The 9097-nt window shown below is 43.8% G+C and carries 9 protein-coding genes; 8 read left to right on the top strand and 1 reads right to left on the bottom strand.

What is annotated here, in order from left to right; genetic code table 11:
* Positions 1 to 373 precede the first annotated feature (373 nt).
* From B5D40_RS01160 to B5D40_RS01125, 8 genes are all read left to right on the top strand, one after another.
* Entirely contained in the window at positions 374 to 745 is a 372-nt protein-coding gene (locus tag B5D40_RS01160) for a hypothetical protein (RefSeq protein ID WP_143394414.1), read from the top strand.
* A complete protein-coding gene (locus B5D40_RS01155; protein ID WP_078775411.1) occupies positions 745 to 1098 on the top strand; it encodes a hypothetical protein in 354 nt (117 codons plus the stop codon). Before B5D40_RS01160 ends, B5D40_RS01155 begins: the two co-directional genes overlap by 1 nt.
* 18 nt (positions 1099 to 1116) lie before the next feature.
* Positions 1117 to 1470 (top strand): hypothetical protein, encoded by a 354-nt coding sequence (locus tag B5D40_RS01150; RefSeq protein WP_078775410.1) that lies wholly within the window; start codon positions 1117 to 1119, stop codon positions 1468 to 1470.
* 18 nt (positions 1471 to 1488) lie between these two features.
* Positions 1489 to 1890: a hypothetical protein gene (locus B5D40_RS01145; RefSeq protein ID WP_078775409.1), complete on the top strand. Its 402-nt coding sequence runs from the start codon at positions 1489 to 1491 to the stop codon at positions 1888 to 1890.
* Positions 1878 to 2930, top strand: coding sequence for a helix-turn-helix domain-containing protein (locus B5D40_RS01140; protein WP_078775408.1), 1053 nt, complete (start codon positions 1878 to 1880; stop codon positions 2928 to 2930). Before B5D40_RS01145 ends, B5D40_RS01140 begins: the two co-directional genes overlap by 13 nt.
* Positions 2930 to 3439: a hypothetical protein gene (locus B5D40_RS01135; protein WP_073302953.1), complete on the top strand. Its 510-nt coding sequence runs from the start codon at positions 2930 to 2932 to the stop codon at positions 3437 to 3439. The genes B5D40_RS01140 and B5D40_RS01135 overlap by 1 nt, the downstream gene beginning before the upstream one ends.
* 156 nt (positions 3440 to 3595) lie before the next feature.
* Entirely contained in the window at positions 3596 to 4267 is a 672-nt protein-coding gene (locus B5D40_RS01130) for a DUF4417 domain-containing protein (protein WP_073302951.1), read from the top strand.
* Position 4268: 1 nt separating this feature from the next.
* Positions 4269 to 4640 (top strand): hypothetical protein, encoded by a 372-nt coding sequence (locus tag B5D40_RS01125; protein WP_073302949.1) that lies wholly within the window; start codon positions 4269 to 4271, stop codon positions 4638 to 4640.
* A gap of 1300 nt (positions 4641 to 5940) precedes the next feature.
* Here the strand turns inward: B5D40_RS01125 and B5D40_RS01115 are convergent.
* Entirely contained in the window at positions 5941 to 9036 is a 3096-nt protein-coding gene (locus B5D40_RS01115) for an Eco57I restriction-modification methylase domain-containing protein (protein WP_078775406.1), read from the bottom strand.
* Positions 9037 to 9097: the final 61 nt, after the last annotated feature.

Below are 9097 nucleotides of genomic sequence, written 5' to 3'. Positions count from 1 at the left end.
GTTTTTACGTGAAAATTGACCGCCGCGGAAAGTTTCAGCGTGTTTTTACGTGAAAATTGTCTGCCGCGGAAAGTTTTGGCGTGTTTTTACGTGAAGATTACCCGCCGCAGAAAGTTTTCAGTTTTGCAATATCAGATATCATCGAGAACATGGCATGGCAAAAGAATTTTATTTCGTAAACGAGAATTTACGATACAATTCTACAAAAGTTTTGTATAATTGTAACATTCGGTGACTGTAGCAGCGGTCATTCGTAATGTAGTTTTTTTGCCGATTATGCTGTTCAAGCAAGGCTGAGGCCCTCTTTGATAGCATTTTGGCAAGTTAAATATTAACCGGAATGCTGGCGCATTCCATATCGAGGAGGACCAAAGTGTCTAACGCAAAAGAGATATACTCCGAGGCTTCGAAGTACTATTGCGAAACGAAAGTTCCATCTAGCCCAATGGATCAGGAAAGGTATAATAGGAGTAAAGCAAGAGAGGCAAGGTTTAACGAAAACTGGAAGAAGGAAAAAGTCAATATAATAGATATTGTAAATCAGTATGCCCCTAATGCGGAAGCCTATGAAAAGGGATATAAGTTTTATTTCGAAGGGACGGATAACGTTGTGATGTGCGACATGGTTGCAGGGTATTTACGAATAAAAAATAAAGAGACCGGACTTTTTTATATGTTAGATGGGACATTGACAGATTCTAAAGATGGAACTCATTTTAAAATCAAACGCAAGGAGGAAATGTAATGTGGTTTGTTTTATTTCTTGACTTAAACAACCTAGAGTATTATGGTTATATGCCGGAAATTCCTAAAGATCGCGCTGGTCGCGTTGAAATTTATCGCTTCGACGTAGCTAGAGAAGACTGGGATTTACTACTAGATGACTTTATAGACCCTGTGTGCAATTTATGCAATGCGTTGATTGATATTGGCGATGTTGATTTCCTTAATGCAGACAAATGCAAAAAACTGAAAAGTTGGCTTGAAGAACGATTGCAGAGAGATGTTTCGGAAACACTCAAACCCATATATGAAAAATTGCTAGAGTTTTCATCTCGTGCAATAGAATTAAACACTGGTGTGGAAATCGAGCTTTAATCGCAAGGAGGAAATGTAATGCGTTTTACTCTCATTCTTGATTTTACGGGCTTAACCTACTATGGTCACATTCCGAACACTCCATTTCCGCCTGATCCGAGAATTGATGAATATTTTTTTGATATTGAAAAAAAAGATATGGATTCTTTCGAGGAAGACTTTATCAATCCTGTTGATGCGTTGTGCAAGACGCTAATAGATTTCAGTGACGTGGAATTTCTAGATGCTGATAAGTGCGCAAAACTCAAAGATTGGCTTGAAGAACGTTTAAAAAAAAATTTTCTAGAAAATTTCAGACCGATTTATGAAAAGCTGTTAGACTATACATCAAGAGCCATTGCACTAAAAACCGGTGTAGTAATAGAATTATAAGCGCAAGGAGGAAATGTAATGTGGTTTGTTTTATTTCTAGACTTAAATAACCTAGAGTATTATGGTTATATGCCGGAAATTCCTAAAGACCGCGATGGTCGCGTTGAAATTTATCGCTTCGACGTAGCTAGAGAAGACTGGGATTTACTACTGGATGACCTTATAGACCCTGTTTGCAATTTATGCAATGCGTTGATTGACATTGGCGATGTTGATTTCCTTAATGCAGACAAATGCAAAAAACTGAAAACTTGGCTTGAAGAACGATTGCAGAGAGATGTTTCAGAAACACTCAAACCCATATATGAAAAATTGCTAGAGTTTTCATCTCGTGCAATAGAATTAAACACTGGTGTGGAAATCGAACTTTTAAACATCATACGCTTTTCTGCCACGGAGAATCTGCTATGCCTACATTAACTGATTTCGCCACAAGGTTGAAAAATGCCCGTCTGATGAAGGGATGGTCTATGGACGAACTCTGCTCACGCATGGATCCGCCAGTCACTAAGATGACGATTTCTAGGTTTGAAAAGGGCGAGCTCAAGCCCAATCTTACGCATTTGACGGCTTTGGCAAATGCACTTGATTTGCCTTGCGGCTATTTTCTTCGACCTTTAAAATTCCAGATGGAAACGGTTCGTTTTCGAAAGAAAGAACGTGTTTCTGGAAAAATGGAAAAAAAGATTGAACAAATTTCATTCAACTTAATAGAGCGTTTTATAGAAGTAGAAGAAATATGTGGGATGCGTTCTGGGGAAAAATTTAAGAGATACAATGTAGCAAATATTGGCGATGCGAGAAATGCCGCCCAGAACCTTAGAAAAGAATGGAATTTGAAAGACGGATGCATCGGTAATGTCATTGAACTTTTGGAAAAACACGGCATTGTCGTCATTGAATTGGAAGAAATACCTGATTTTGACGGGTTGAGCGCCTGGATAAACGAAACTTACCCTGTAATAGTACTTGCAAAAAATGATTGTCCAGAAAGAAAACGGCTGACCGCATTTCATGAATTGGGACATCTTTTGCTGAAAATAGACTCTTCGTCCATGACGCAAAGGGAAATTGAAAATATTTGCAATAGTTTCGCGAGCGAAATGCTTCTCCCCGAAACGAACTTAAAGAAGCTTCTTGGCTCAGACAAGAAAGACTTCACCTTCTATGACATTCGCCCCATTCAAAAAGAATTTGGGATTTCATTTGATGCCATAATGCATAAAATGAAAGAATGCAAAATCATAACCGAAAATCGCTATGCCGGTTATCGAATTCACAAGAATCAAAAACCTAGTTATAAAGCGCTTGTTGAACAATCATGTTGGCACGAAGAACATTCCGATAAGCTGTTCCGCCTCATTGGCGTTGCTTTGGAAAAAGGACTAATCACGATTTCAAAGGCGGCTGCTCTACTTGGAAAAGACATTGATTTCGTCGCAAGGACATTTGCATTCTAATGAAAAAACGCATTCTCATAGACGCGAATTTAATTCGCGATATGCTTTCCGTATGTTCGCTGAAGGCTATGCTTTCTATGGAATGCGATTTCTGCACAATAGATGGTGTATTGAGAGAATTGAAAAAAGTTGTAGTTTCGGAGGTTTTTAACAGAATAAGGAACTTTAACAAACTAAATATTGTCGACCTAGAAGATTCGTTGGCCGATGACGTTCTCTCTTTTCATGAATCCTTATCAAACAAACTGACTTATACCGAGAGTTCTATTATTTTCTATGCAAAGAAAAATGACTGCGTAATCTTATCTAGCGATTGGAATTTTTTGAATATTGCGAAGCAATATGTGCCCAAGGTGTACAATCTGCTACAAGTCTTTGAAGGTATGGCTAGAAAGAAGGTTTTGGACTATTCGCAAGCGGCTGAATTTTTGGAAGATATTTTGGAAACGAATCATTGCCTACCCAAGGAGGAGTGCGAGAGTGTACTGAAAAAATGGAAGAGCAAATAAAAATGCCGGAAGACGGTAGCAGCCGCCTCCGGCAAATCGCTTGCTGAATATCAGCTATCCAAACAAGGCTGAGGAATCTTTAAGATAGCAAATTCGGCAAGTAAAATCAAGCAGGAGTTCATTATCAAGAACTCCCCATCTTAAAGGTTTTGAAAAATGGTTAAAAATCTCATTGATTTGCTGAAAATAGCCGAAGAATACATTCGGTATTTGAATGGCATGGGCGTAAAATTCAGCAGCAAGGGCTTTCCTTTGCTGAAGAAAGAAATATTCTTGGATGAATATCCAGAACTTGTCGTGCCGTACGATTTCCGCAAAAGTAGCCTTGTAACGGCTCCTCAAAAGACTCTGCTTTGCTTTTACTGCGGGGATAAACGCATTTATCCTAGGCTTAAAAGTGTGCTTAAAGAAATCGTAGAATACAAGCGGTTTTTAGGAGTGGTTGCCATCGACATAACGGTCACCAGCGATATGGATGAAGAATGGCAAAATGCAATTATGCTGCTGCATCAATTATTTATGGCCGTACTCGCCGTAAACGGGGTGAAGATTGTGGCCAACCTCCGGACTGGCAATGCCCGTTCAGCAGAAAATCTTGACGCTCTACCAAAGGGAGTTATGTGGTCGGCGGGATTTCTCGGATGTTCGAAAGAAAATCTGCAAGATTTTCGTTTTATCTCAAGTGCCTTACGAGTAATACCTTCTAAATTTGTTGTTTACGGTCCAGAAGATGAGGCTGCTTTAGAAAAACTCAATATGATGGGCATCGATTACCGCGTGTACGGCGATTATCACAAACTGAGCAAGAAATATAAGCGGAGCGCATAAGATGAAAAGCACATACAAACTATTAGGTGTGTTTTGGGACAGAAAGGAAATTGTCGAAACCAAGTTCACTATTGAAAGGAAATATCGGAGTATTCTTGATTATCGTTATGCACGGGAATTATTCGACCAAAAATGCTATGTTCGTAAAATTCAGATAAGCGAACTTCTTAAAGCAAATCTTGAAAAAGAGGTCCAAGCGATTGTTAAACAATTGCAGCATTGTGATAAAATTGTCGGAGTGATAGATTATTTTCCTCGCGTTAAGAATGTTGTTTTACAAAGATTTATTCGAAAACGAATATTGCAAGTGCTGAATTATCTGCGAGAAAAATTACCAAATACAAAGATTTGCGTAAATCGAAAGGTTTGGTGAGAAGTTTTACTCTGCGATTCGCGTTTGGGTTAAAGGTTAGTGATTAAAAAATTTTAATTGCGAGCCTTTCGTGGAAATTTGTATATAATTCCCTAAAATTTTCAACAAGTTTACGCAAACGGCAATTCTCCATAAAAGCTCCGCATCCAAGCCCAAATGGCTCGTTTTCATGTGAAAATTTAACCACAGCAAAAAGTTTCGGCCTGTTTGCACGTGAAAACGGCTACAGTTGTCTTGGCGAACGTTTTTCCGTCATTGCTAACCCCGGAGGGATGAAGCAATCCTTTCACGCAGACAAGATTGCCACGTCGCTACGTTCCTCGCAATGACGGGGTGCCAGCACAGATTGCTTCGGCTGCGCATCCCTGAAACTTGGAATCTCCGATTCCATAGTTGAAGTATCCCTGAAAGGGACAATTCGCCTAAAGGAAGCAGAGCTTCCAAGGCTTATGGGGCCTTGCTCGCAATGACGGGATGCCGGCAAGGATTGCTCCGCCATTGTGTTTGAGCGTTTTTCCGTCTGCCCATGAACTCGCTGACAATTTTTGAGCATTTTTCCGTCTGCCCACGGGCTGTCTGAACGATTTTTCAATGTTTTTAAAACAAAGCGAAATCGCCAAAAATACTTTTGGGAAAAATTTTCCCCCAAAAAACGGGCGGGCTGGAATTTGCCGAGCTTATTGAGACTCGTCGTTGTGACGAGGGGTGTCGTGGAGAACGTTTTTTCCGTCATTGCGAACCCCGCAGGGGTGAAGCAATCCTTTTCACGCAGACAAGATTGCTTCGCTTTGCTCGCAATGACGGGCGTTGGAACGAACGTTCCTCGGGTGAATGCTGGTGCTCCGTCATTGCGAACCCCGCAGGGGTTATACGACACTTGTCAATTTATTGACTTAGTGGAGTTATCCTCTATGTGTAGAAGCAATCCTTTTCACGCTGACAGGATTGCTTCGTCGCTCTGCTCCTCGCAATGACGTACCGCAGTCATGATTGCCACGGCTTTGCACAATTCGTCTAAAGGAGCAAAGCTCCTAAGACTCATGGGCCGCTATCGCGCCTCGCAATGACGGGAGGGCCGCAGGGATGAGCGCAGGGATGCCTCGCCTAAAATCGGCTTATGCGCCTTCCACGACGGCGAACTTTCTGTCAGCAGTAAAACTTCGCCTCGCCGAAAAACAAAAGTTTTAAACACACGGATTTGTTCAGCCCTAACGGGATTCACCTTTTTCATGCGAGTGAGCAACGTTAGTTGCGAACAAATCCGTTTGTCATTTCTTCATCGGTGGCATGATTTATACCATCATTTCCCGGCTTTTTCCACGACGGCGATTTCTTCGGAGGAAAGGCCGTAGAGGGCATAGACCAACGCATTGATTTGCGCATCCAAAATGGCGATGCGCTGCTGGAGCGTTTTCTTGTCGGCGTCGGACTTGGCGGAAGCAAGCTGCCTGTGCGCGGCAAGCATCTGGTCGGCGAGGGCGGCGAGAGTTTGCTGCTGTTCGGGCGTGGCGGTGGGAAGAGGGATTTGCTCGAAGTATTGCGGTTTTACTTCGATATAGCCGCCGTTTCGCACTACGCAGATACTTGTCAAAAAAAGCCAGACGATTTTGCTGTTGAGGATGCAAAGCAACGACTTGTCGTTTGTTGGCAGCATACAAGCGGGAGCGGAAATGCAACTTCCTGTTTCATCGAACGAAAATTTGTTTGTGTTCTGTAGATTTCCCCAGACAATTTTTGGTTCGTAAAACAGTGCCTGATATGCGCAGTTTCTTAAATTATACGGTGTTTTGCCTTGGTCGCAGCGTTTTGAAAGTTTCGGATTGAATTTATCCAAGTGCGCCTTTATTGCAGGAAAATTTTTGACGTTAACCGCTTCGACATTGCCATAGCCGTTGTGGGCGCAGATGAGATATTTTTCAATGGGCTGGCTATACCATTTTGACAAATCTGCGCCTTCAAAAACTGGCTTGATAAGTTCCTGTGAATTTGAATCGGCTGTGACAAGCGCGCTTTTTGTTTCCTCGTCGATGAAGAATGCACCATTTAATCCTGTTTTCACGCCATAGTAACATTTTCCGTAAACCGAAGCGACGCTTGGGAACGATTTGATTTTATTCAGCACGGAAACATACTCGTCGCTTATGAAACTCCATGATTCCGGCAGAATGTTTTTTTGCGTTATTATCTGTGCCTCCACGGATTTTATTTCAATATTATTGTCCTGTTTTTCACGAGGAATTTTGCGATACAAAAACTTGTTTTTAGGATTTTTCTTTTTGCGGATAGTGATGATTACAGGATATGTCGTTGCTCCTTTGAATATTTGGACGTCCTTAAAGTCAACGTAATCCAAAAGCGAATAATTTTCTGACAAGTACGCTCTTAACGTTTGCCCCGCCGCCGTTTTGTCAAACGCATTGGAAATAAAGCCAAACAAGCCGTCCGAATTTAATAAGTTGAGACCTTTTTCATAAAAATACGAAAACAAATCTCCCGACGGATTGAAGACTTTGTATGAATTTTTGTAATAATCAATGTCGGCTTGTGGTAAACTTTCGGCTCTCACATACGGCGGGTTGCCGATGACGCAGTCGAATCCGCCAGCCCGCGTTTTTTTCGGGGCGTTGCGGGGTGTCCCCGCAGAGGGGGTAGCGAAAGACGCTTTGGCTTTCGCGAGGGGGAGGCTTCCCCCGTCCGTAAATACTTGGGGAAATTCCTTTTCCCAGTCGAAGGCGTTCACCTTTCTTTGCTCTTCCATGCAAAAGTCCAGAAGGTTTTTGTCGGCGTAGAAGTCGCTTCCGATGAGCGAGTTGCCGCACTTGATGTTTTCCCGCATGTCGGGGAGGATTTTGTTTTGCGCAAGATCCGAAGAGCGGAACATTTCGCCCATGCCGCTTTGGGAGAGGGCCTTGCCTTCGTTTTCGAGCAGCTTGAGGAAGAGCGAGAGTTTGGTGACTTCCACCGCCTGCGCGTCGATGTCCACGCCGTAGATGTTGTTCAAAAGGATGCGCTTTTTTTCTTCGACGGAGAGTTTGTACGCAAGGGTCGCCGCGTCTTTGTAAATGATTCCCGATTTTTCGGCCTTGGCGCGGTTTTTGTCGCTGTCGTAGTAGTCAAGGTGGTAAGCAAGAAGATATTGGTAAGCGCCGATGAGAAAGCTCCCCGAGCCGCAAGCGGGGTCCACGAAACGCATTTTCGCGATCTGCTCGGGAGTGCGTCCGGCGATTTTTTTGCCGATGGTGTTTTCCACGATGTAATTCACGATGTAGGTGGGTGTGTAATACACGCCGCCGGCTTTTTGCACTTCGGGCTTTTCAACGACTTCCACGCTGTGTCCGTTTTTCGTCTTTCGGCTGAAGCGGATGATTTTGCCGAGGAAGCGTTCGTAAATCGAGCCCAGGATTTCCACGGGAAGGACGCTGAACTCGTATGGGCATTTGGGGTAGTAAAGTTCGCCGACGATGCTTTCGAGGGTTTTGTCCTGAATGGCGAGGCTGTCGGTAAAAGAGTCCTTGGCGAAAAGGCCGGAGTTGAATTTTTTGTCCGCTGCGTCGAAAAGTTTTTGGAGCCGGAGGTAAATGCCGTTTTTGCTCCGGGCGATTTTTCCTAGAGCGTCGTATTCTTCGATTTCCTTGTCTTCGCAGATGCGCAAGAAGAGGATGCGGTCGATGATTTTCTGGACGCTGGAGGTGAGATTGTATTCGTCGATTTCGGCGTTGTGGAGCGCGATGTCTTCGGCAAGGAGAAGTCGCCAACGTTCTATCATGGAAAGGATGTCGTCGTCCACGCTGGCCGTCCCCTTTTTGTCTTTCGCGCTTTCAAAATAGGTGTCGAACTTGCCCAGATCCACGGCTTCGTAGCTGAAGCGGTTGTAAAGCTCTTCAAATTTTTCGGCGTATTCTTCGAAGGTGTAATATCCGATGCGCGCCGTGCCGGCGGTGTCCTTGGAGTTGGGCTTGATGCGCGTGTCGTAAACGGCGAATTCCTGGAAGTCCGTGAGGATGGCGATGGGCATTTTGGAGGTATAGGCGTAGCGGCGCACTTGCAAGGCGGGGGCGGGGTCCTTTTTCAGGTCCACGCTGGGCTGCTTGGCTTCCACGTAGATTTTTTTGATGCCCCCGAAACAGAGGGAATAGTCCGGGTGTTTGGTGCGGTTGTCGATGGTCACGCGGTCTTCGGGGATGACTTCCCGCTTGTCCGGGCGGGCGCCCTTTTCGTTTTTCACGTCCCAGCCGAGGCACTCCAAAAGCACGTCGATGAATTGTCCACGGCAGTTGGCTTCGTTAAATTCTTTAGAAAGATAATAGGTTTTGTTCTCGTTGAAGAGCCGGGCTAATTCTGCAACGCGCGCTTTGCGCTCTTCCAAGGTCATCGTTTTGCATTTTGGCTGCGACATGGTTTGCTCCGTTTGCGATTTTTCCGTAAAATATATATAAAGCAGCTCCGAATCCGCAGGG

This window comes from Fibrobacter intestinalis (assembly GCF_900167415.1).
Classification (GTDB): Bacteria; Fibrobacterota; Fibrobacteria; order Fibrobacterales; family Fibrobacteraceae; genus Hallerella; species Hallerella intestinalis.
Note: the sequence above shows the minus strand (reverse complement) of the source record. Positions and strands in the feature narration are given on the sequence as shown.